Genomic DNA, 21795 nt, shown 5'->3' on the forward strand with positions numbered 1-21795 from the left:
GCCCAGGCGGAGTTTTCTGACCGGGCGGGCGCAAAGGGAAACGGGAAGATACGAATGTCGTCATCGGAAACTCCGATGGTAGCCCCGCACCAATTGCACTTAGCCGGCGCCGCGCGCCGCCATGGCCAGGATGGTCTGATAAAGTTCCTCGCGGGCTTCATCCGCAGTGATCTCTCCCGAAGCCGCAGCAGCGGACAGACCGGCAGCCGCCCCCAGCATGCTGCAGAGGCGCGCCGTGGTGAGACTGCGCGCAAACGGCGCCAGAGCTGCCCGGCATTTCTCGAGGAATACCGCCTCGTGCTCACGCTTCATCGTCGCCAGTTCCGGCGTCCCGACAAGGGCGGCCACCACGCCGGGGATTTCGCGGCCCTGCTCCAGCACGCAATCGACATAAGACGAAGCGATCACCGAGGCACGACCATCGAGCGTCGGTTCGCTTGCCGCCAGCGCCGTATCGATGACCAGGTTCTGGCGCTCATCGAATTCCTGGTAGAGCGCCGCCAGCAGAGCCGAGCGCGTAGCGAAGTGATCGTAGACCACGGGCTTGGTCACCGCCGCCTGTTCCGACAACCGTCCGAGCGTCAGCGCCTCGGTGCCTTCCTCCCGCGCAATGCGCCAGGCGATATCGAGAAGCTGGCGATGCCGCTCTTCCCGCAGCAGGCGCTGGCGACGCGGACGCGCCGGCGGATCCTTCAAATGGTCGCTTGACATCGCTATATACCAAAAGTAATTTACTAAAAGTATATAAGCCTGATCCTTTCCCTGCAACACCCCCCAGGAGCTTCGTCATGCACGCGCTCGTCGTCGTCGCGCATCCCGACCCCAATTCGCTCACCCATCTGATCGCCAGCCGCGTCGGCGAAGGCATCGCGGCGTCGGGCAACAGTTTCGAAATCGCCGATCTGGCCGCAGAAAGGTTCGATCCACGTTTCGGCAAGAGCGACATCGCCGTTAACCTGCACCAGGCGACCCCTGATGCCGACGTCATCGCCGAACAGGGGCGCATCGACCGAGCCGATGATCTGGTCCTGGTCTATCCCGTGTATTGGTGGTCGATGCCCGGCCTGCTGAAGGGCTGGATCGATCGCGTATTTTCCAACGGCTGGGCCTATGATGAGCCACCGGGCGGCAGGCTGACGAAGAAACTGCAGTGGCTGAACGTGCATCTCGTCGCGATCGGCGGGGCCAGCCAGCGCACCTATGCCAGGCATGGCTATTTCGGCGCCATGAAGACCCAGATCGACCACGGCATCTTCGATTATTGCGGCGCCAAAGTTGTAACATCCGAATTGCTGCTCTTCCCGGAAGCGCAGGATCAAGCACAGCTTCCAGCCGAGGCCCATGCCATCGGCTACCGGCTGTTCCAGAAACAGCAACGCGTGGCGGCGTAGAATTCTTCGCCGCATGGGATTTCCAGGAGGAAGCTCCCATGCGGCAGCCAAGACCGAAACCGCTGCTGAACGGAACCGTTTCTCCACCCGAACGCATGCTGCTTGCCTTTCGGCTTTGTTATGTTACAACGTAACAATACCTCAGTGGCCTTCCCACGAATTTGGTCACTCCTCACCACGGGCGCCCCCTCAGGGTTCCGCCTCACCGCAGCTTCTGGAAAGCAGTCATGCCCACGCACAATCGAAGGCGTCTTCCCGTAACCGTCCTTTCCGGGTTCCTCGGCGCCGGCAAGACCACACTTCTCAATCACATCCTGCACAATCGCGACGGACGCCGGGTTGCCGTCATCGTCAACGACATGAGCGAGGTGAACATCGACGCCGCGCTGGTACGCGACGGTGGCGCAAATCTCTCTCGGACCGACGAACAGCTGGTCGAGATGACCAATGGCTGCATCTGCTGCACCTTGCGCGACGATCTCCTGGCAGAAGTGCGACGGCTCGCCGAACAAGACAGGTTCGACTACCTGCTGATCGAGTCGACCGGCATTTCGGAACCTCTGCCCGTCGCTTCGACCTTCGAGTTCCGCGACGACGCGGGCAACAGCCTTGCCGACGTGTCGCGTCTCGACACCATGGTGACGGTCGTCGATGCCGCGAACCTGCTGCGAGACTATTCCTCGTCGGATTTCCTGCGCGACCGCGGCGAGGCACTCGGCGCTTCGGATGAACGAGTGCTCGTCGATCTTCTGGTCGAGCAGATCGAATTTGCCGATGTGATCGTGCTCAACAAGGTTTCCGACACCTCGGCAAAGGACCTCGACCTGGCCCGCAAGATCATCCGCTCGCTCAACCCGCAGGCCGAGCTCGTCGAGACGGATTTCAGCCGCGTGCCGCTCGCAAAGGTGCTCGATACCGGCCGTTTCGATTTTGACAAGGCTGAGCAGCACCCGCTCTGGTTCAAGGAGCTGAACGGGTTCAGGGACCACATCCCCGAAACCGAGGAATACGGCATCCGTTCCTTCGTCTACCGCGAGCGCCGTCCATTCGATCCCGTCAGGTTGCAGGCCTTCATCAGCAGGCCGTGGCCAGGTGTGGTGCGCGCCAAGGGTTTCTTCTGGCTGGCGACACGCCCCAATCATGTCGGGGAATTGAGCCAGGCCGGCGTCCTGGTGCGGACCGGCAGGCGCGGGCTCTGGTGGTCAGCGGTTCCCCGCAACCGCTGGCCCGATAGTCCGTCATGGCAGGAAGCCATGAAACCCTATTTCGATCCAATGTGGGGCGACCGCCGCCAGGAACTGGTCTTCATCGGCTGCGACCCGATGGACGAAAGCCGCATCCGCGCCGAGCTCGATGCCTGCCTGGTGGACGAGCCCGTCTTCGCGCCGCAGCTGTGGCGCGACCTGCCGGACCCGTTTCCGAGCTGGAGCGAACAGGCAGCATGATCATCAAATCCCTGATTTCCCTGTTCAAGGGACGCCACCAGAATTGTGACTGTCATCCGCGGCGCGCCCGCTACATTCCGCCGGCAGAGCGGCACGCTACCACAGGTCCCAGCCAAGAATCGCCATTGCCAGGCGGCGGCGGTCACAATAGGGTCCGCGACGATGGTGCCTCGAATCGAAAGGTCCGGGGTGAAAAGGGAATACGGTGACGTCCGCAAGGGCCAAGACCGTGGCTGCCCCCGCAACTGTAAGCGGTAGCAAAGTCCGAGAACGCCACTGGCCAAAGTGCCGGGAAGGCAGGACCGCGCAACGATCCGCGAGCCAGGAGACCTGCCATCACAGTGAGTTGACCGGACGGGGTGTGCCGGGAGGACGCTACAAGGGCGGCCCTGCCGTCGTTCTGGCCATCCTTCCGCACCTGATCAATGAGGGATCAGTTGGAAGGTTTTGCCGTTTTTCAGCGTGATGGCGCGACGCATTTTCCCGACCACGCACTGCAGCGCGCCGATGAAGGTGCTTGCGCGCGCGCGGTTATCCTGCAGGCGCGCGACCTTAGCTATCGGCCGGAAAAGGGCATCACCCTCGTCGAGGACGTCTGCCTCGACATGCGCGCCGGCGAAAGGCTCGCCATCATTGGTCCAAACGGCGCCGGCAAGACGACGCTGATGCGCATGCTGTGCGGCATGCTCAGACCTGTCAGCGGCCTGGTGAGCCTCGATGGCGAACCGCTCGACCGACTGCCGATGGCGGAACGAGCGCGACGCATCGCCGTGGTCGGCCAGTCGGATCAGCCGGATGCCCAGCTTGCGGTCCACGACTATGTCGGGCTCGGCCGTATCCCGCATGCCGGGCTTCGTCGCCGCAGCGACGACCGCAACGTCGTGATCGACGCGCTGGAACGTACCGGCCTGCTCGCCCTGCGCGATCGCCGCATGGGCTCGCTTTCCGGTGGCGAGCGCCAGCGCGCGCAGCTGGCGCGGGCGATCGCACAGCAGCCGCACGTGCTGTTCCTTGACGAGCCGACAAACCATCTCGACCCGCGCGCCCGCGGCGAATTGCTCGAGTTCGTCGCCAGGCTGGGCATCGCTGTCGTCACGGTGCTGCACGATCTGCCGCTGGTTGCCCCCTTCGCCACCCATGTCGCCGTGATGAGCAAGGCGCGCCTCGTCGCGCTCGGCACGCCGCGCGAGACCCTGACTGCAGAGCTGGTGCGCGAGGTCTTTGGCATCGACGTGCTCAGACTGCCTCATCCGGACGAACAGGATCGCGAGCTGACGGTCTTCGACGTGCCGATACGCCTTTCCCGATGAACCGCCCCATCCACGGAGCCGCCATGAAACGCCTCGCTTTTTGCCTCGCCGCCACGCTTCTCTCGTCGACCGCCTTTGCCTTCCCGGTTACTGTAGACAGCTGCGGCATTCCGCTGACCTTCGACGCCGCGCCGCAGCGCGCGGTGATCAACGATCTCAACATGTCGGAAATGGCCTTTGCGCTGGGTCTGCAACCCGAGATCGTCGGCCTGACCGGCATCACCGGCTGGTACAAGGTCGATGACGCCTTCAAGAAGGCGCAGGGTTCGATCCCGGAACTCGCGCCCAAATATCCGACGCTGGAGAATCTCCTGGCGGTGGAGCCGGACTTCTTCTTTGCCGGCTGGTATTACGGCATGAAGCCCGGCGGCGACGTGACGCCCGACACGCTGGCGCCGCACGGGATCAAGACGCTGGTGCTCAGCGAAAGCTGCGTCCACCTCGACAAGAACCGGCCGGCGGCCTCGATGGATCTGCTGTTCGGCGACGTCGAGAAGCTCGGCAAGATCTTCGGCAAGGAAGGCGAGGCCAACACGCTGGTTGCCGGATGGAAGGAAAGGCTTGCCGGCATCACCGCCAAGGTCGGCGCTCGCGGCGGCACACGTGTATTCCTCTACGATTCCGGCGAGGACAAACCCTTCACCGCCGGCAAATTCGCGATCCCCACGGCGATGATCGAAGCTGCCGGCGGCAGGAACATCATGGACGACCTGCCGACCAACTGGGGCAACACCGATTGGGAAACCGTCGCCACCCGGAACCCGGAATTCCTGGTGTTGCTCGACTACCAGGACGACGCCGGCTACCGGAAACTGCTGAACTTCCTGAAGACGCACCCGGCGATGAAGGAGACGGACGCCGTCAAGAACGAGCGTTTCGTTGCACTGCGCTACGCGGAACTGACGCCCGGCCCGGCCAACATCGAGGCCATCGACAAGATCGCCAAGGCAATGCACCCGGAGGCCTTCTGAACGTGCCAAGCCGAGCATACGGCGTGGCCATCGGCACAGGTCTGGCGCTGGTCATCGCGCTGGCGCTGCTATCCATCGCCTATGGCTCGACCGTCATTCCACTGGGCGATGTCATTGCAGCGCTCGCCCGTTCCGTCGGCCTGGACGCCGGCCGCGTGACCGCGCCGGTGGAGAAGATCATCGTCGACCTCAGGCTACCGCGCGCCATCCTCGCCGTCTGCGTCGGCGCCGGTCTCGCCGTGGTCGGCGCACTTCTGCAGACGGTGACGCGCAACGACCTGGCCGATCCATTCCTGTTCGGCCTGTCCTCGGGTGCCGCGGCGGGTGCTGTTTCGGTCATCACGGTCTTTGGCGACCGCCTTGGCGTGTGGACGCTTCCGATCGCCGCTTTCGCCGGCGGTATCCTGACAGCCTTCGTCGTGTTGCTGCTCGTCAATCGAATCCGCGGCCAAGGGCCGGAGCGGCTGATCCTTGCCGGTCTCGCCGTGTCCTTCCTGTTCACGGCGCTGACCAACTATCTGGTCTTCGCCGGCGACCAGCGCGCCGCCCATTCGGTGCTGTTCTGGACCATGGGCGGACTGGGCCTCGCCCGCTGGGGCAATATCGGCCTGGCGATTGCCGGGGCAGCCGTCATTCTCTGCTTCGCGCTACGTTATCATCGCTGGCTCGACGCCTTCCTGGCCGGCGAAACCACCGCCGAAAGTCTTGGCGTTCCGGTAACGCGCTTCCGGACACTGACATTCCTCGCCGCAGCGCTGTCGACGGCGATCCTGGTTTCCGTTGCCGGCGTCATCGGCTTCGTCGGATTGATGATCCCGCATGTCGCGCGCCGCTTCGCCGGCCCGCTGCATCTGCGACTGGCCATCGCCTGCGCCGTCTTCGGCGCGGTGCTCCTGCTTGCCAGCGACCTGCTGGCGCGCACGCTGCTGCCGCCGCAGGAATTGCCGATCGGCATCATCACCAGCTCGATCGGCGCCCTGTTCGTGGTTGCCACCCTGCTGCGCAAGCGGTTCTGAGCAACCGGCCATTCCATCGCTCCGGAATAGCGCCACACTTGTTACTCACACTGTTCGGCCTCCGAAGGCAGACTGGCACCAGCACCGAGTGTCGAGCAACGACGCTTCGACCTCGAGGCACGGCATCGCCCTGACAAGGAGGTTCAGAACAATGACCGCATCCGCCGAAAACAAACGAGACGAGATCCTGGCCGCCCTGCACAGGCCGCCGGTGGTTGATCATGAGGCGTGGGAGCAGGCGCGCCAGCAACTGCTGGTGAAGGAAAAAGCCCACACGCACGCACGCGATGCACTGGCCGCAGAGCGGCGCCGCATGCCGTGGGTGGAAGTGACCAAGGACTACGTCTTCGAGACCCCGAACGGCAAGGCAAGCCTGCATGACCTTTTCGCCGGCCGTCGTCAGCTGATCCTTTACCGCGCCTTCTTCGAGCCCGGCGTGTATGGCTGGCCTGACCATGCCTGCCGGGGTTGCTCGATGGTGGCCGACCAGGTCGCCCATGTCTCGCATCTCAATGCCCGTGACACCACGCTGGTCTTTGCTTCGCGCGCACCGCAGGCGGACATCCAGCGTGTGAAGGTCCGGATGGGCTGGGACCGTATTCCCTGGGTCACCATCGTCGACAGCTTCGACGTCGATTTCGGCGTGGACGAATGGCATGGTCACAACGTCTTCCTGCGCGACGGCGATCGCATCTTCCGCACCTACTTCATCGCCGACCGTGCCGACGAACAGATGGGCGGCACCTGGAACTATCTCGACATCACGCCGCTCGGCCGCCAGGAAGTCTGGGAGGATTCGCCCGAGGGCTATCCGCAGACCCCGACCTATAAATGGTGGAACTGGAACGACAGCTACGTCACCGAAGCCGAGCCGGACAAGGGATGGGTCGCGATTTCCGACGCCGGCGAAGAAGCGATGCGCGCCAAACCAACGAGTGCGAAATCATGAGCCGCTCCTGCTGCTCCATCTGGTCCGACGAGGAGAATCCTCGTCGGACCAGTACCAGCACTGTCGACAAGCCCGTCGTGAATGCCGCAGCGCAGGCGGCAACCGACAGCGCTGCGCTCGACAACGCACCCACAATGACAGCATCGGATTGGCTGGTGCTGGCCGCAGCGCCGACTTTCGCCGCCATGGCCTTGCTGACCGCGATCATGGCTGGGCCAGCCGAGACGCTCTGCTCATCCGCCATGGGCATGCCGCTCGGCGGTATGGTGCTGATGTATCTGCTGATGAGCGCCTTCCATCTCGCACCTTGGCTGAAGCTGGTTCGGGCGGATCGCTCGGCAACGCGCTAAGGACAGGGGCATCGCGGCGTTGACTTGTCCCTTCGCCCGGAGCCGATCGTATTTAACCATCGATGCTATCAGAATATTAGCGATTGCTTGGCAACGTCTTGGCGCCGACGGTCGTTAGCCTGGATCCGCAACAATCCGAGCGACGATCGACCTGACAGAATGGCGCCGGGGGCGTTGATGCGTGTCGTCTCATGCTTGGTCACGGAGCATAACCCGTGGCTCGTGCTGCTTGCCGTGTTTGTCTGCATTGCCGGCAGCTGGGTGACGTTCAGGCTTTTCCGACAGGCCGAGGCGCGTGACGGCTGGCAGCGGGCCGGCTGGATCTTCCTTGCGGCGCAGGCCGCCGGCTGATCGATCTGGTGCACGCATTTCATCGCCGTCATCGCCTATGAGCATGAAGCTCCGGTCACCTTCGACCCGGCCTTTACGATGGTCTCGCTGCTGATCGCGGTTGCCGGCTGTGCCTATGGTTTCTGGCTCTCGATCAGCTTCCGCTTTCCCCTAGCCGCCGAGGTCGGCGGCGGTGTCGTCGGTATCGCGATCGCGGCGATGCACTACAGCGGCATGATGGCCTACCGCGTCGACGGGCTGATCGACTGGAATCTGGACTACGTGCTCGCCTCGGTGGCGCTGTCGGTTCTGTTTGCCGGCGTTTCCCTCAGGCAGGCAATCAAACCATGGCTGGGCGAGACCCGGTATCTGCCGGTTGGTTTGTTTGTCCTCGCCGTGGCATCCCTGCATTTCACCGGAATGGCCGCCATCTCGGTGACGCCGTTCTCCACGGCGGCCGACAGCACCACCTCATCGACCCTGGCCGCCTTTGCCGTCGTCGGCGTAGGCATGCTGGTCCTGGGAGCCGGCGTCATCAGCTATCTCATCGACGAGCAGACCTCGCAGGAAGCATTCGATCGCCTGCAGAAGCTGGCGATGACCGATTCCCTTACCGGACTGCCCAACCGGACCAGTGCCATCGAGCACCTGGATCAGGAAATGGAGCGGGCACGCTATACGATCGCAAAAGTCGCCATCATCGGCATCGATCTCGATCGCTTCAAGGAGATCAACGATCTGCGCGGACACCAGGCCGGCGATGCCACGCTGGCAACGATCGGCCATCGTCTTGGCGATCTTCTCCAGAACGACGAATTTGCCGCGCGCATCGGTGGCGACGAGTTCATGTGCGTCAAGCTTTTCATCGAGCGCCAGCAACTCGACGATTTCCTGAAGCGTCTCGAACAGGTCTTTTCGGAGCCGCTTCATATCGGCAATGTCGACCTGGCGGCGGGGGCGAGCCTGGGCGTCGCCTTGTTTCCCGACGACGGCCACGACCGGCAGGTGCTCATCAGCAATGCCGATCTTGCCATGTATCGCGCAAAAGCCGACATCACCCGCGCCATATGCTTCTATGAACCGCAGATGGACAAGGCAGCGCGCGAGCATCATGCCCTTGCGTCGGAACTCAGCCACGCCCTTGAACTCGGCCAGCTTGAGCTCCATTACCAGGTGCAGAAATCCGTCCAGTCCGGCGATGTACTTGGCTATGAAGCGCTGCTGCGCTGGAGACATCCCACGAGAGGACCGATCTCACCTTCGGTTTTCATCCCCATCGCCGAGGAAACCGGCCTCATCCTCGCGATCGGCGAATGGGTCTTGCGGACGGCCTGCGCAGAAGCAGGCCGGTTGTCCAGACCCCACAAGATCGCCGTCAATCTTTCGCCTGTCCAGTTCGTCCATAACGATCTTGCAGGCCTGATACGCGACATCCTCGTCGAGACAGGATTGTCGCCGTCCCGGCTGGAGTTGGAAATCACCGAATCAACCTTCATTGCCGACAAGAGCCGGGCCCTGCACATCCTGCGTCAGATCAAGGCATTGGGCGTGAAGGTGTCGATCGACGACTTCGGCATCGGCTATTCGTCATTCGATACGCTGCGCAGCTTTCCCTTCGACAAGATCAAGCTGGATGGGTCCTTCACGCGGGAGATGGAGCGGAACACCCATGCCATGGCCATCGTCCGCTCCGTTCTTGCATTGGGACAGAGCCTCGGGATTCCGGTTCTGGCCGAGGGTGTTGAGACTGCCGCCCAGTTGCAGATCCTGCGCATCGAAGGCTGCCATGAAGCACAGGGCTACTACCTCGGGCGTCCGGGACCGAGGGAGAACATCTTGCCGACTTCCGCAGAGCGCCAGGCCATCGTGAATCTCGGCGACGATCTGGCTATCTCGACCGGATGAGAACAGTTATCCCGCGCAGAAAACCCCGGCCATGGCCGGGGTTTCATCGCTCCATCAGGCCCAGCGCCTGACCCAGACGCGCTCACGCCAGCACCGAACATGCCAGCGGCCACGACGGTAAACGCGACGGCAGACACGGCGCCAGCGGGGCCGGCCCGGAGGCCGGTGATGCCTCGGGCGACGATGCCAGGGACGGTGATCGATCAGCTCGACATTGGCCTCGGCACCGTCATCGAGCACGGTCATCTCCGCGTCGGACTTTTCCAGTTCATCCAATATGCCGCCGCCAGTCGTGGGCACACCTGCCACCGCCTGGCCCGGACGTATTGCCGTCATGACGACTGCGGCACCTGCAACGCCGAGTATTCCCGTCAGAAATAACCGTCGATCCATTGGTTCCTCCGATCTGCGCTCCCCGCACAGCGGACAACATAGCGATATCTGATTTGTTCCTGAATGCTTTTTGATGGTCCAGCGATCGACTTCGCGCCGCTGGAGCCGACATCGTGCAAATGCGCCTGTGTGATCGCCCCGCGATGGGCCGACGCGCATGATGGCGTCATTGCGATGGAAAAAGCCCGGTTTGAAGGCGTAGCTCGACCGCAGCCTCCTTAGCCCTCAGCGATCCATCAGCCCTTTCAGCCGATAGATCGCTTCCAGCGCCTCGCGTGGCGTCATCTCGTCAGGGCTGATGGCGGCCAGTGCCTCGCCGAGCGCATCGGTCTTGGCAGATTTGGGGGCTTCGCGCTTCACCGCCACCGAAAACAGCGGCAGGTCGTCGACCAGCCGGTCGGCCTTGCCCGAGGTCTCGCCTTCCTCCAGCTGGTGCAGCACCTGCTTGGCGCGCGCCACCACCGCTTCCGGCAAGCCGGCAAGCCGCGCCACCTGCACGCCATAGCTGCGGTCGGCCGCACCCTTGCCGACCTCGTGCAGGAAAACGACGTCGCCCTCCCACTCCTTGACCCGCATCGTGACGTTGTGCAGCCGGCCAAGCTTGTTGCTCAGCGCCGTCATTTCATGGAAATGCGTGGCGAAGATCGAGCGGCAGCGGTTCTTCTCGTGCAGATACTCGACGGCAGCCCAGGCGATCGAGAGACCGTCGAAGGTGGCGGTACCGCGGCCGATCTCGTCGAGGATGACCAGCGCGCGCTCCCCGGCCTGATTGAGAATGGCTGCGGTTTCGACCATCTCGACCATGAAGGTCGAGCGACCACGTGCGAGATCGTCGGACGCGCCGACACGGGAAAACAGGCGATCGACCACGCCGATATGGGCGCTTGCCGCCGGCACGAAGGAACCGGTCTGGGCCAGTATGGCGATCAGTGCGTTCTGGCGCAGGAAGGTCGACTTACCGCCCATGTTCGGGCCGGTCAGCAACCAGATGGCGCCATTCCTGGCATCGCCTTCGGGAGAGAGGTCGCAATCATTGGCGACGAACGGGCCTTCTCCGGTACGGCGCAGCGCCTGTTCCACCACCGGATGGCGGCCACCGACAATTTCGAAGGCGAGCGAAGCATCGACCTGCGGCCGGCACCAGTTCTCGCTCACCGACAGGGCAGCGAGCGCGGCCGACACATCGAGCACCGCCAGCGCGTCGGCCCCGGCACGGATGGCATCCGCCTCGGCGACCACTTCGGCAAGCAGACGATCGAAGGCGGCGAGCTCGATGGCCAGAGCTCGGTCGGCGGCGTTGGCGATCCTGGTCTCCAGCCCCGCCAGTTCCGTCGTGGTGAAGCGCATGGCATTGGCCATGGTCTGGCGGTGGATGAAGCGTGCCTTGGCTTCATCGGTGCCCGTCATGATCGCCTGATGGTTGACCGTCACCTCGATGTAATAGCCGAGCACATTGTTGTGCCGGATCTTCAGCGAGCGGATGCCGGTCTCTTCGATCAGGTCGCGCTCCATTCCGGCGATGACCTTGCGCGTCTCGTCACGCAGCGCACGCATCTCGTCGAGCTCGGCGTCGTAACCGCTGCGCAGGAAGCCGCCGTCGCGCTTCAGCAGCGGCAATTCGTCGGCAAGCGCTCCGGCGAGATGGTCGGCGAGCGGCTTCGGCAAGGCGTGGATGGCAGCAAGGGCTGTCGCCAGTTCCGCGGGCGGTGCGACGCGCGCAAAGATCTGCGCGATGTCGCCGGCGGCGAGGAAGCCGGCGCGCAGCGCACCGAGGTCGCGCGGGCCGCCGCGGTTCAGCGCCAGTCGCGACAAGGCGCGCGGCATGTCGGCGACACCCTTGAGCGCCAGCCGCAACGCTTCGGCGAGACGTGTCTCGTCGCGGAAGAAGGAAACGGAATCCAGCCTGGCGCCGATGGCGGCGGCGTCGGTGAGCGGCGCCATCAGCCGGTCGGCCAGCAACCGCGCACCGCCACCGGTGACGGTGCGGTCGATGGCCTTGAACAGTGAGCCTTCGCGGCTGCCGGACAGGGTTCGCAGCAATTCCAGGTTGGCGCGCGTCGCCGGATCGATGAACAGCGTCGCGCCGTTTTCCTCGCGCTCAGGCCGCGACAATGGCGGGCGTTCGGCCTTCTGCGTCTTCTCGACATAGGCGATTGCGCCGGAGATGGCGGAAAGCTCGGCGCGGCTGAACGTACCGAAGGCATCCGGCGTCGCCACATTGAAGAAACGGGCGATGCGCGCCGTGGCCGAGGCGGAATCGAACAGGCTGGCCGGTTGCGGGCTGGCGACGCGGCCGAGCACATCGAAAACGGGCTTCAGCTCCGGATCATAGAACACAGGTTCGGCGACGATCAGCTCGCGCGGGTCGACACGGAAGATGTCGGCCAGCAGGCGCTCGGCATTGGTCTCGGCAACGCGGAAAACGCCGGTGGAAATCTCGATCCAGGCCAGCGCGAAGCTCTGCTCGGCGCCGCCCTTGATCCGGCCCAGCGTCATCAGGAAGCTCGATTCCGACGGCGCCAGCAACTTGTCTTCGGTGATAGTGCCCGGCGTGACAAGACGGACGACGTCGCGCTTGACCACCGATTTCGAGCCGCGTTTCTTGGCCTCTGCGGGGTCCTCGATCTGCTCGCATACGGCGACGCGGAAACCAAGTCCGATCAGCTTCTGCAGGTAGTCGTCGGCGGCATGCACCGGCACGCCGCACATCGGGATCTCGGTACCCTGGTGCCTGCCGCGCTTGGTGAGCACGATGCCCAGCGCCTGGCTTGCCTTCTCGGCGTCTTCGAAGAACAGCTCGTAGAAATCGCCCATGCGATAGAACAGCAGCGAATCCGCATTCGCCGCCTTGATCTCAAGATACTGCTCCATCATCGGCGTGGCGCCGGCCGTGGAAGGCACTGGCGCGGCATCGCTTGCCAGCGGCGCGCTGTCTTGCGTGGCGATGGGGGTTTCGTCGTTCAAGAAACTGTTTCCAAAAAATCCGAAGGCAATTGCTTGGCGCTTTACTCACCTGAAGTGTAGCCTTAATCCCGAACGCTCCACAAAGAAATTGAGTGCGCCTCAGGCACGCCGAAGGGGAAGAAACAAAAGCATGGCCCGCAGAAATGGACAGGACGGACAAGGCCCTTCGGTGAGCGCCGAGGAGGCGCTGGAATTCCATGCCATGGGACGGCCGGGCAAGCTGGAGATCGTGCCGACCAAGCCGATGGCCACGCAGCGCGACCTCAGCCTCGCTTATTCGCCGGGTGTCGCGGTGCCGGTGAAGGCAATCGCCGAAGACCCGTCGCGCGCCTTCGACTACACAACCCGCGGCAACATGGTCGCCGTCATTTCCAACGGCACCGCCATTCTCGGCCTCGGCAATCTCGGCGCACTCGCCTCCAAGCCGGTGATGGAAGGCAAGTCGGTGCTGTTCAAGCGCTTCGCCGACGTCGATTCCATCGACCTCGAAGTGGCCACCGAAGACGCCGACGAGTTCATCAACTGCGTCAGGTTCCTTGGGCCGTCCTTCGGCGGCATCAACCTGGAGGACATCAAGGCGCCGGAATGCTTCATCATCGAGCAGCGCCTGCGCGAACTGATGGACATCCCGGTCTTCCATGACGACCAGCACGGCACCGCCATCATTGCCGCTGCCGGCCTGATCAACGCATTGGCGATCACCGGCCGCGACATGAAGACGACGAAGCTCGTCTGCAACGGCGCCGGCGCTGCCGGCATCGCCTGTATCGAGCTGGTCAAATCGATGGGCTTTTCGCCGGAAAACGTCATCCTGTGCGACACCAAGGGCGTCGTCTACCAGGGCCGCACCGAAGGCATGAACCAGTGGAAGTCGGCGCATGCGGTCAAGACCGATGCGCGCTCGCTGGCCGATGCGCTTGACGGTGCCGATGTGGTGTTCGGCCTTTCCGCACGGGGCGCCTTCACCAATGCCATGATCCAATCCATGGCCAAGAACCCGATCATTTTCGCTATGGCCAATCCGGACCCGGAGATCACGCCCGAGGAAGTGGCCGAGATCCGCACCGACGCCATCATGGCCACCGGCCGTTCGGACTATCCGAACCAGGTCAACAATGTGCTGGGCTTTCCCTACATCTTCCGCGGCGCGCTGGACGTGCGCGCCACCACCATCAACGATGCCATGAAGGTGGCCGCCGCCCGAGGCCCTGGCCGAGCTTGCCCGCAAGGATGTGCCCGACGATGTCGCCGCTGCCTATCAGGGCAACCGGCCGAAATTCGGTCCCAACTACATCATTCCGGTGCCGTTCGATCCGCGCCTGATCTCGGCGATCCCGATCGCGGTGGCGAAGGCGGCAATGGAAAGCGGCGTGGCCCGCAAGCCCATCCTCGACCTCGACCGCTATGAGCATGAACTGTCGGCCCGCCGCGATCCGATCGCCTCGACGCTGCAGCGCATCTATGACCGCGTGCGGCGCCAGCCCAAGCGCATCGTCTTCGCCGAAGGTGAAGAGGAACAGGTGATGCGCGCCGCGGTCGCCTATGTGAACCAGAAGCTCGGCACCGCCATTCTCCTCGGCCGCGACGACATCATCAAGGAAAATGCCCGCCATGCCGGCATCGAGCTGGACAAGCCGGGCCTGGAGATCATCAACGCCCGGCTGTCGCGCAAGAACGCCATCTATGCCGACTTCCTCTACGAGCGCATGCAGCGCAAAGGTTATCTGTTCCGCGACTGCCAGCGGCTGATCAACAACGACCGCAACCATTTCGCCGCCTGCATGGTGGCGCTGGGCGATGCCGACGGCATTGTCACGGGTGTGACGCGCAACTATTCGACGGCGCTCGACGATGTGCGCCGCGTCATCGACGCCAAGCCCGGCCATCGCGTCATCGGCGTGTCGATCGTGCTGGCGAGAGGACGCACCGTGCTGGTGGCCGACACCGCCGTGCACGACATGCCGAATGCCGAGCAGATCGCCGACATCGCCGAGGAGGCGGCCAGTTTCGCCCGCCGCATGGGCTATGAGCCGCGCGTGGCGATGCTGGCCTATTCCACCTTCGGCCACCCGCAGGGCGAACGTTCCGAACGCGTGCAGGAAGCGGTGCGTATCCTCGACAAGCGCCGGGTCGATTTCGAATATGACGGCGAGATGGCCGCCGACGTCGCGCTCAACCCGCGCGTGATGGCGCAGTATCCGTTCTGCCGGCTGACCGGGCCGGCCAACGTGCTCGTCATGCCGGCGTTCCACTCGGCCTCGATCTCGACCAAGATGCTGCAGGAGCTGGGCGGCTCGACCGTCATCGGCCCGCTGCTGGTCGGTCTCAACAAGCCGGTGCAGATCGTCGGCCTCAACGCCAAGGACAGCGACATCGTCAACATGGCCGCGATTGCGGCGTATTCGGCGGGGACTTGAGGCCTCTCACCTCGCATCGGTGTCATCCATGGCCATGAACGACGATCCCATCGTCATCGAGATGAAACGCACCGACCAGATCTCTGTCTTCGTGGCGACGGTGATCGGTGGCAGTTCGTTCGTGGCTTTCCTGCCGGATCTCGCCGGCTGGCTGCTGCAACTGCCTTGGGTGCCATGGGAAGAGCCGCTCAATCTTGTGTTGTCGATTGGCCAGAAACTGTCGTCTTGGGCGCTCGCCATCATCGGCGGCCTGCTCGGCATCGGCGCCGGTTTTCTGATCGTGCATGACGAACCGACGGTAACCGTTTCGGCCACCGAGCTGATCGTGCAGCAGGGTGACAAGCGCCACCGCTTCGCCCGCTCGCAGGTACGCACGGCCATGATCCAGGGCAAACATCTCACCGTGCGCGACCACGACGATGTCGAGCTGCTTTATCTCAAGCTCGACCAGCGCCGCGTGGTGGGAGCGGCGCTGCGCGATAAAGGATGGACGGCGGGCTAATCCTTTTATCCGTCCTCAGGCCTCGACAACTTCGGCCACGGCCGCTTCTCCCGTCTTTCGCCCCATGAACAGGAACACCACGACCGCCGTGACGATCGTGATGACGGTGAGCACGACCAGCAGGCTGGAGAAGGCGAGGCCGTATTGCGCCAGCAGCTGGTCATGGCCGCTTGTCGGCAGCAACACCTGCGCCGCCGCGAGATCACCGGTGACAAGCCGCTGCGCCGCGGCAACGCGCTCTCCGGGCTGGCCAAGTCCTGCGCTGGCAAGGTGGCCGGCCGTCAGCGCCGACAGCACTGCGCTGACCACCGCCAGCGCCAGGCCTTCGCCGGCGACACGCGTCGTGTTGAAGATGCCGGTAGCCATTCCGGCGCGTTCGGTCGGCACCACCGAAACGGCGAGACCGTCCATGAGGCCCCAGGGCAGGCTGATGCCGACACCGATGGTGAGCATGGGCAGGACCAGTGTAACGGCTGGTGCGCCGGCCGGCACGCCGGACAACCAGAACAGACCGACGGCGGAGATGACAAGGCCGGTGGCGCACAGCACGGAAGCCGGCAGCCAGCGCGTGAGCCATCCGGCGACCAGCGGCAGAACCAGCAATGGGGCCGACAGCGCAATCATCAGGCGGCCGGCGGCAATTTCCCCCATGCCTTCGACGCCGACGAAGCGGATCGGGAGCAGGACCAGCAGCACGACGAAGGCATAGGCGGGTGCCGCGGCCAGCAGCTGCACGCCGACGAAACGTGGGTAGCGAAACAGCGAAAGGTCCAGCATCGGCCGTCTCACCTTGCGCTCGATGATGCCGAACATGGCGAAGAACAGCACCGCGCCGACCAGCAGGCCGACCACCGCCGGATCGCTCCAGCCGGCCTCCGGTGCCTTGAGGAAGCCGTAGGTGAGCAGAGCAAGCGCGGCGGTGAAGCTTGTCGCACCCGGCCAGTCGAGCCCGGTTGCGGCGGGATCACGACTTTCGCGCATGAAACGGGCAGCGATCCCGAAAGAAAGCGCTGCCGCGACGACGACCGGCAGGAAGATCGAGGGCCAGCCGAAGGCGTCGATCAGGAGGCCCGAGGTAATCGGGCCGAAGGAAAGGCCGATGCCGAAGGAGGTGCCGAGCAGGGAAAAGGCGCGCATGCGTCCTGGACCTTCAAATTCCTGCGCCAGGGCCGCCGCGCCGCCGGCGAAGGCGAGTGCTGCCGCCAGGCCTTGCGCGGCCCGGGCAAGATCGAGCCAGAGGATGGAGGGCGACACCGAGGCGAGTGTCGAAAACAGGCCGAACGCAGCCACGCCGGTCAGGAACATGCGCTTGCGGCCATAGGCGTCGGCCAATGCACCGGCCGCCATCAGCGAGGAACCGAAGGTCAGCATGAAGGCGTTGGTCACCCAGTTTAGCGCGATCGGGCTGCCGCCGAGTGCTCGGCCGATGGCCGGAAGCGCCACGGCGGGCCCGGTGAAGGTGAGCGGCATCGAAAGTGCCGCCAGGCACACCGCGACGAGAACAAGCGCTTTTTCGGCCGCGCCCGGGGCCTTCTTCGAATTTGCCATGATGTCCACGGAGGTTTCCGCAGCGGTCGCCTGCGCGAACCAGCCAACGGGCTTGTTGAAAGACCCGTTCATGATAGATTTGCATCAATCAGAGCAGAATGGGGCTCGTACTCCAGATATAATGGAGAAAAACGCTCGAATGGATCGATCGCTGGACCGGCTGAGCGGGCTTGCCGCCTTCGTGCGCACCGCCGATCTCGGCAGTTTCGTTGCCGCCGGGCGGGTGCTGCGGCTGTCACCCTCGGCGGTCGGCAAGGCGGTGACAAAGCTGGAGGAGCAGCTCGGAGTTCGTCTGCTGCAGCGCTCGACGCGCAGCCTGAGGCTGACCGAGGAGGGCCGTCTGTTCCATGAGCGCTGCCGGCGCGTCCTGGACGACCTCGACGATGCCCAGGCCATGCTGGCCGAAGCCATCGAAACACCGCGCGGACGCCTGAGGGTGAGCGCGCCGGTGGTGAGTTACCACCTTTTCCTGCCGGTGCTGCCGGAGTTTGCCTCGCGTTATCCGGAGGTCGAGCTCGATCTCGATTTCAACGACCGCATTGTCGACCTGATCGACGAAAGCGTCGATGTCGCGCTGCGCAGCGGCGACCTGCCGGATTCCAGGCTGATGACGCGCTCGCTCCGGCCTTTCCAGCAATTGCTGTGCGCTTCGCCTTCCTATCTGGAACGCCACGGCACGCCGGCCTGCCCGCGCGATCTCGACCGCCATCTCTCGGTCCGCTTCCGCTTCCCCAACAGCGGCAAGCTTTATGACTGGCCGCTCGTCCTGCCGGCCGGCGAAGCTGAACCACGCCCGAAGATCGTGCTGACCTGCAACAATATGGAAGCGCTGCGCGGCGCCACACTGGCCGGGCTCGGCATCGGCTGCATGCCGGATTTCCTGGTGCGCGGGCCGCTCGCGAAGGGCGAACTGGTGACACTGCTGGACCGCTATCTCGATGCACCTGGCCAGTTTCGGTTGCTCTGGCCATCCAACCGGCAATTGTCGCCGAAAGTCAGGGTGTTCGTGGATTTCCTGTCGGAAAGGCTGTTCGCCGACCGCTGCGAGACGCTTGCCCGACCGGAGCCGGCAGCTTCCTAGAAGGTTTCCGCTTCCTCGCAAACGCGGAAAAGTTCCGGCTCTTGTCTACGCAATTCCGGATGCAAAACCGTCTCGCGACAGATCAGGTCTGGTTCCAGCGGCGCACCACCGGCTCGCTCATGTCGTGTTCGTAGCCAAGAACGGAGACACTGGCCGTATCGAGCACGAACAGCGCCCCTTGCGATGCCGGCAGGCCGAGCCAGCGAGCGGTGAGCGTGCGCAGGAAATGCGACGACGAGAACAACAGCACATTGCCGCCCACTTTGCGCAACGCTGCCACGATGCGATCGGCGCGGGCACCGGCCTGCATAACACTCTCGCCATCCGGGCAGCCGTCGCGAAACAGGCTCCAGCCCGGGCGGTCGACCAGGATTTCCTTGGTTTTCAGGCCCTCATAGGCGCCGTAATCCCATTCGGCGAGGTCGGGCCTGATTTCCGCCGTGGCGAAACCGGCCAGTTCCGCCGTGCGGCGGGCGCGTGAGGACGGACTTGACCAGATCGCGCTGAAGGTTCTGTCCTGCAGCCGCTCGACGAGTCTGCGCGCAGCGTCTTCGCCTTTGACAGTCAGTGGAATGTCGCTGCGACCGGTGTGCTTGCCGGTGGCGCTCCATTCGGTCTCGCCATGCCGCACCAGGGTGATCTCGGGGTAGGGGCCGGCCATGACCTGATCCTTGTTGGCTGGGCTAGCCCAGCCCTGCCTGTTCGGCTTCGAGCTTGAGGTTCTGACGCGGGCGCGGCCCGATCTGCTGGATGACAAGGCCCGCGGCCAGCGAACCGAGGTCACCGCAGGTCTTGAGATCGCGGCCTTTGGTGTAGCCATGCAGGAAACCCGCCGCATAGAGGTCGCCGGCGCCCGTGGTATCGACCAGTTCGCTGATTTTGGTGGCCTCGATGACGAAGGTATCGTCGCCATTGACGATGACGGAACCCTTTTCCGACCGTGTCACGGCGGCGATGCGGCAATCCTTGCGGATTTGCGCCAGCGCCTCATCGAAGGACGAGGTCTGGTAGAGCGACTTGATCTCGTGGCTGTTGGCAAAAATGATGTCGACCGTGCGCGAACGCATCAGGTCGAGGAATTCGCCACGGTAGCGGTCGACGCAGAAACTATCCGACAGCGACATCGATACCTGGCGGCCGGCGGCGTGCGCATGCTGCGCGGTCAGCCGGATGGCTTCCTTGGCGCGGGGCGGATCCCACAGATAACCTTCGAAATAGGTCACGGCCGCACCGGCCGCCTTGTCGGCCTCGACATCCTCGGGGCCAAGCTCGACGCAGGCGCCGAGATAGGTGTTCATCGAGCGCTCGCCGTCCGGCGTGACGAAGATCATCGAGCGCGCCGTCGGTGGCGTGCCGATCAGCGGCTTTGTATCGAACGCAACGCCCTGGGCCTGGATGTCGTGGGTGAAAATCTCGCCGAGATGGTCTCTGGAGACCTTGCCGAAATAGGCGGAACGGCCGCCGAAGCTGGCGATACCCGCGGCCGTGTTGCCAGCGCTGCCGCCGGAGGCTTCCAGTGCGGGACCCATGCGACGATAAAGAAGTTCGGCACGCTCGGCGTCGATCAGGTTCATCGCGCCCTTGATGATGCCGTTGTCGGCGAGGAAAGCTTCGTCGCACTGGGCGATGATGTCGACAATGGCATTGCCAATGCACAGAACGTCGTAATCCGGCATTCAGGTCTCCGCGCGGCATAAATCAATATTCCAGAGCGATCTTTGCACGTCCTTTCGGACACGCGGCGCTCTGGTAGCCCAAAACCCCGGCTTTCTGCCACGCCGGCCGGGCGCGGGTCTAGCGGAATGCCGATTTTTTGCAAGCCATTGCTTTGAATGGGCGCGGCAGCAATGCCGCTCAGAACATCGGCGCGAAGTTGAGTTTCAGTTCGCGCCAGCGCTCGTAAGGAATGCGCGTGCGCTTCATGCTGCGGAAAGGCGCGCAGCGCTCGACAGCGCGCACGGCGCTGGCTGCGAGCAGCTTGGCTTCCTTGGCCTTGGGCGGATTTTCAACCGTCGGCTTGGCGGCCAGGGAGCCGTCGCGCTTGAGGCGGACCTTGACGATGATCGGCGCCGGCTTCGTGCCTTTCATATCCGGCGGCATCCAGCAGCCGGCGATCTCGTTGTGCAGCGCCTCGACCAGCACGGCAAACTCGCCCTTCTCGTCGGCGAGCGCCGCGGGGCCGAAGCCGACCGACAGCGCGGCGGCGATCAACACGGCACGTATCGCAACATTCATCGCAGCAGGAACCCTCGGCCAGGCGCGTCGTCGACGATAGCGCGGCCTTATAATAGGCGCGGCCGCAGACCTCCGCAATGTTCGGGCATGCGATCTCGTGTCGTCGTACTCATCCTTGATCTGACGAAAACAGTTCGGTCATCTTCCTGTAGGTCATGCTGTTGGCCCGGTTGAAGGTGAAGGACCCGACATCCAGCATCTCGCGACCAGCCCGTTCAAGAGCGCTGAAAGCCGTACAGGCGAGCTGCGAACCGACGGAAATGCGCCTGGCGCCGGCTCCAGCCAGGGCCGGCACCGTGAAATCCGCGGTCGACAGCACATTGACCGGTTTCTCGAGCGCCTGGCAGACCGCACGCACCGAAGCGATATCGGAGAGACCGGGCGCATAAAGCACGTCGGCACCTGCCTTCTGGTAGGCCTGCAGGCGGCGGATGGTGTCGTCGAGATCGGGACGGCCGTGCAGGAAATTCTCGGCGCGCGCCGTGAAGACGAAATCGTGCTTCAGGGCTCGGGCGGCTTCCGCCGCCGCGGCGACACGTTCCACGGCCTGGGTGAAATCGTAGATCGGGTTGTCGGCATCGCCGGTATGGTCCTCGATCGAGCACCCTGCCAGCCCCGCGGCCTCGGCGGCAAAGATGGTCTCGCCAGCGCTTTCGGCGCTGTCGCCCTTGCCCTTTTCCAGATCGGCCGAGACAGGCAGGCCGGTGGCGGCCACGATCTCGCGGCAATGCTGGATCATCTCCTCGAAGCCGATCGCACCGTCCGGCAGGCCGCGCGCGAAGGCGTAGCCGGCACTGGTCGTGGCCAGCGCCTTGAAGCCCAGCGAAGCAAGCAGTTTGGCCGAACCAACATCCCACGGGTTGGGGATGACAAAGGTTTCTGCGTGCAGGTCTCGGAAAATCTTGCCCTTGTCCATCGAAGTCTCTCCGCTAAAGACGCGCCGGCCACAGCCTTCGATCTAAAAGACGGCTGTGGCGAATTTCAGGAG

Annotated in this window: 19 protein-coding genes, 1 pseudogene and 1 riboswitch; of the genes and pseudogenes, 12 read left to right on the top strand and 8 right to left on the bottom strand. The window is 64.0% G+C overall.

Annotation, left to right across the window (positions count from 1 at the left end; translation table 11 throughout):
- Positions 1 to 99: 99 nt before the first annotated feature.
- Complete coding sequence (locus tag ACFJIU_RS26705; protein WP_379065066.1) at positions 100 to 711, bottom strand: TetR/AcrR family transcriptional regulator; 612 nt, start codon at positions 709 to 711, stop codon at positions 100 to 102.
- Positions 712 to 788: 77 nt separating this feature from the next.
- Between ACFJIU_RS26705 and ACFJIU_RS26710 the strand changes: the two genes are divergently transcribed.
- The 9 genes from ACFJIU_RS26710 to ACFJIU_RS26750 all read left to right on the top strand — a co-directional run bounded on the left by ACFJIU_RS26710 (position 789) and on the right by ACFJIU_RS26750 (position 9667).
- Positions 789 to 1391 (top strand): NAD(P)H-dependent oxidoreductase, encoded by a 603-nt coding sequence (locus ACFJIU_RS26710; RefSeq protein ID WP_379065068.1) that lies wholly within the window; start codon positions 789 to 791, stop codon positions 1389 to 1391.
- Between the two features lie 227 nt (positions 1392 to 1618).
- Positions 1619 to 2836, top strand: a complete 1218-nt coding sequence (gene zigA, locus ACFJIU_RS26715) for a zinc metallochaperone GTPase ZigA (protein ID WP_379065070.1) — start codon at positions 1619 to 1621, stop codon at positions 2834 to 2836.
- 146 nt (positions 2837 to 2982) lie between these two features.
- Positions 2983 to 3189: riboswitch (cobalamin riboswitch) on the top strand.
- Positions 3190 to 3273: 84 nt separating this feature from the next.
- Entirely contained in the window at positions 3274 to 4146 is an 873-nt protein-coding gene (locus ACFJIU_RS26720; protein ID WP_379065072.1) for an ABC transporter ATP-binding protein, read from the top strand.
- A gap of 23 nt (positions 4147 to 4169) precedes the next feature.
- Entirely contained in the window at positions 4170 to 5117 is a 948-nt protein-coding gene (locus ACFJIU_RS26725) for an ABC transporter substrate-binding protein (RefSeq protein WP_379065074.1), read from the top strand.
- 2 nt (positions 5118 to 5119) lie between these two features.
- Positions 5120 to 6133 (top strand): FecCD family ABC transporter permease, encoded by a 1014-nt coding sequence (locus tag ACFJIU_RS26730; RefSeq protein WP_379065076.1) that lies wholly within the window; start codon positions 5120 to 5122, stop codon positions 6131 to 6133.
- 151 nt (positions 6134 to 6284) lie between these two features.
- Entirely contained in the window at positions 6285 to 7082 is a 798-nt protein-coding gene (locus ACFJIU_RS26735) for a DUF899 domain-containing protein (RefSeq protein WP_379065078.1), read from the top strand.
- A complete protein-coding gene (locus tag ACFJIU_RS26740; RefSeq protein ID WP_379065080.1) occupies positions 7079 to 7432 on the top strand; it encodes a hypothetical protein in 354 nt (117 codons plus the stop codon). The genes ACFJIU_RS26735 and ACFJIU_RS26740 overlap by 4 nt, the downstream gene beginning before the upstream one ends.
- A gap of 177 nt (positions 7433 to 7609) precedes the next feature.
- Positions 7610 to 7783, top strand: coding sequence for a hypothetical protein (locus ACFJIU_RS26745; protein WP_379065082.1), 174 nt, complete (start codon positions 7610 to 7612; stop codon positions 7781 to 7783).
- Positions 7784 to 7813: 30 nt separating this feature from the next.
- Positions 7814 to 9667: an EAL domain-containing protein gene (locus tag ACFJIU_RS26750; protein ID WP_379073232.1), complete on the top strand. Its 1854-nt coding sequence runs from the start codon at positions 7814 to 7816 to the stop codon at positions 9665 to 9667.
- Between the two features lie 54 nt (positions 9668 to 9721).
- Here the strand turns inward: ACFJIU_RS26750 and ACFJIU_RS26755 are convergent, their stop codons facing one another.
- Both ACFJIU_RS26755 and mutS read right to left on the bottom strand, forming a co-directional pair.
- Positions 9722 to 10060 carry a protamine-2 (modular protein) gene (locus ACFJIU_RS26755; protein ID WP_379065084.1) on the bottom strand — a complete coding sequence of 113 codons (339 nt, stop codon included), beginning with the start codon at positions 10058 to 10060 and terminating at the stop codon, positions 9722 to 9724.
- Positions 10061 to 10285: 225 nt separating this feature from the next.
- The gene (gene mutS / locus ACFJIU_RS26760; RefSeq protein ID WP_379065086.1) at positions 10286 to 13024 is read right to left on the bottom strand and encodes a DNA mismatch repair protein MutS; all 2739 of its coding nucleotides are present in this window, start codon (positions 13022 to 13024) and stop codon (positions 10286 to 10288) included.
- Positions 13025 to 13154: 130 nt separating this feature from the next.
- On the opposite strand from mutS, the pseudogene ACFJIU_RS26765 reads away from it, so the two are divergent.
- Positions 13155 to 15441: pseudogene (locus tag ACFJIU_RS26765) on the top strand (NADP-dependent malic enzyme).
- A gap of 28 nt (positions 15442 to 15469) precedes the next feature.
- Positions 15470 to 15943, top strand: a complete 474-nt coding sequence (locus tag ACFJIU_RS26770) for a hypothetical protein (RefSeq protein WP_379065088.1) — start codon at positions 15470 to 15472, stop codon at positions 15941 to 15943.
- 15 nt (positions 15944 to 15958) lie between these two features.
- On the opposite strand, the gene ACFJIU_RS26775 is transcribed toward ACFJIU_RS26770, so the two are convergent.
- Positions 15959 to 17491 (bottom strand): MFS transporter, encoded by a 1533-nt coding sequence (locus tag ACFJIU_RS26775; protein ID WP_379073233.1) that lies wholly within the window; start codon positions 17489 to 17491, stop codon positions 15959 to 15961.
- A gap of 151 nt (positions 17492 to 17642) precedes the next feature.
- On the opposite strand from ACFJIU_RS26775, the gene ACFJIU_RS26780 reads away from it, so the two are divergent.
- Entirely contained in the window at positions 17643 to 18572 is a 930-nt protein-coding gene (locus ACFJIU_RS26780) for a LysR family transcriptional regulator (RefSeq protein WP_379073234.1), read from the top strand.
- A gap of 82 nt (positions 18573 to 18654) precedes the next feature.
- Here the strand turns inward: ACFJIU_RS26780 and ACFJIU_RS26785 are convergent, their stop codons facing one another.
- From ACFJIU_RS26785 to ACFJIU_RS26800, 4 genes are all read right to left on the bottom strand, one after another.
- Positions 18655 to 19233, bottom strand: coding sequence for a histidine phosphatase family protein (locus ACFJIU_RS26785; RefSeq protein WP_379065091.1), 579 nt, complete (start codon positions 19231 to 19233; stop codon positions 18655 to 18657).
- Positions 19234 to 19255: 22 nt separating this feature from the next.
- Positions 19256 to 20248, bottom strand: a complete 993-nt coding sequence (locus tag ACFJIU_RS26790) for an adenosine kinase (protein WP_379065093.1) — start codon at positions 20246 to 20248, stop codon at positions 19256 to 19258.
- A 178-nt stretch (positions 20249 to 20426) separates the two neighbouring features.
- Positions 20427 to 20807 (bottom strand): hypothetical protein, encoded by a 381-nt coding sequence (locus ACFJIU_RS26795; RefSeq protein ID WP_379065095.1) that lies wholly within the window; start codon positions 20805 to 20807, stop codon positions 20427 to 20429.
- 109 nt (positions 20808 to 20916) lie between these two features.
- Positions 20917 to 21723: an isocitrate lyase/phosphoenolpyruvate mutase family protein gene (locus tag ACFJIU_RS26800; RefSeq protein ID WP_379065097.1), complete on the bottom strand. Its 807-nt coding sequence runs from the start codon at positions 21721 to 21723 to the stop codon at positions 20917 to 20919.
- Between the last annotated feature and the right edge of the window lie 72 nt (positions 21724 to 21795).

The sequence above is a fragment of the Mesorhizobium sp. UC74_2 genome (genome assembly GCF_042701485.1).
Lineage (GTDB): Bacteria > Pseudomonadota > Alphaproteobacteria > Rhizobiales > Rhizobiaceae > Mesorhizobium.